The organism is Streptococcus sp. 1055 (assembly GCF_013276815.1).
GTDB classification, from domain to species: Bacteria; Bacillota; Bacilli; order Lactobacillales; family Streptococcaceae; genus Streptococcus; species Streptococcus pseudopneumoniae.
Genome location: NZ_VMLT01000003.1, coordinates 1 through 1,148 on the forward strand (window position 1 = coordinate 1; position 1,148 = coordinate 1,148).

The following is a 1,148-nucleotide window of genomic DNA, read 5'->3' on the forward strand; positions in this document are numbered from 1 at the left end:
AATAACTGGTCACAATAAGCTAAACCTTTAGCTCCTAAGGATGAGTTATCTGCTTGCTTGGGGGTGGATTCAAAAAACTTCCTTCTCACATGCGCCCAACATCCAACAAGTTCAGCTTCTTCCAGTTGACGATAAGCNNNNCCAGAATAATCTCCTAGGAATTCTTGTACTACTGAACCACTTCGACGCTGATCATGGTGGTACAGCGTGATTCCTTGCTTCTCAGCTTTCCCAGACAAAAAAGTCCAATAGTAGGTCAGATGGCTATCACTCTCTAGCACCCTATAAGAAGTTTCATCCGCATGAAGTAAGGGCTGAGTCAATAGTCTCTCTCGCAAGAGGTTATAGAGGGGCTCCAAATAGTATTGACTCGCCTTGATATGCCAATTAGAGATTTCCTTACGTGTGATTGGTAAACCCATCCTAGCCCAATCTTCTTCTTGGCGATAATTGGGGACCTTCAGATTAAACTTCTGATGGATGGTGTGAGCGATAATAGAAGCTGAGCCAAGGCTATGCGCCAAAGGGGCTTTAGGGATAGGAGCTTTCACAATTTTATCACTCGGATTTTTCTCACTGCATGCTTGGCATTTGTAAGAGTGTTGGATATGATCTATGCGTTTTAATTGCGCAGGAATAAAGACTAATTCTTGGCCTTGAAGACTCGCTCCAATCTCTTTTAGCTCTCCCTGACAGTCAGGGCAAATGCAATCCTCTAAGCGATGATGGAGTTCTTCTGAATCGAATTGGGCAAGAAGAGCTTGACGTTTTCCTTTAGCTTTCTTACGTTTATAGGTGATTTCTTCTCTTTCAACTGGGAACCTCTCCATCTTCATCAGATGAAGCTTCCTCCTCAAAAAGGCTGACTTGTCCAGATGGACAAACACTTTTCTCAGAGGATTTTCCATAGAGCTTTTGCGTTAGATAAGCCACTTGTTCACGAAGAAGGGCAAGTTCATTGGTGAGACTATCAATTGTAGCACTCTGTTGTTGAATGATTTTTAATAAGTCTTTCATCGTCTTCCCCTCCTTGTTTTCTAACTTTATTATACTAAAAAGAAAGGCATCATTTCAATAGAAATCACGACTTTCTGATGAATTTATTTGGGGAGTGATAGAAAAGCCCTTCATCAGCCAGTCTACTTGTT

2 protein-coding genes are annotated in these 1,148 nt (G+C 41.8%); both read right to left on the reverse strand.

Features of this window, described 5'->3' with window-relative positions; genetic code table 11:
- Positions 1-836 (reverse strand): IS66 family transposase (locus HT699_RS00335; RefSeq protein WP_172934005.1); only part of this gene is annotated, 836 nt, incomplete at its 3' end.
- Positions 811-1,017 carry a transposase gene (locus tag HT699_RS00340; RefSeq protein WP_000653988.1) on the reverse strand — a complete coding sequence of 69 codons (207 nt, stop codon included), beginning with the start codon at positions 1,015-1,017 and terminating at the stop codon, positions 811-813. The genes HT699_RS00340 and HT699_RS00335, both read right to left, overlap by 26 nt.
- Positions 1,018-1,148: the final 131 nt, after the last annotated feature.

Excerpts from the sequence above, each read along its gene's own strand:
- HT699_RS00340 (WP_000653988.1), bottom strand. The coding sequence starts at position 1,017 with ATGAAAGACTTATTAAAAATCATTCAACAACAGAGTGCTACAATTGAT.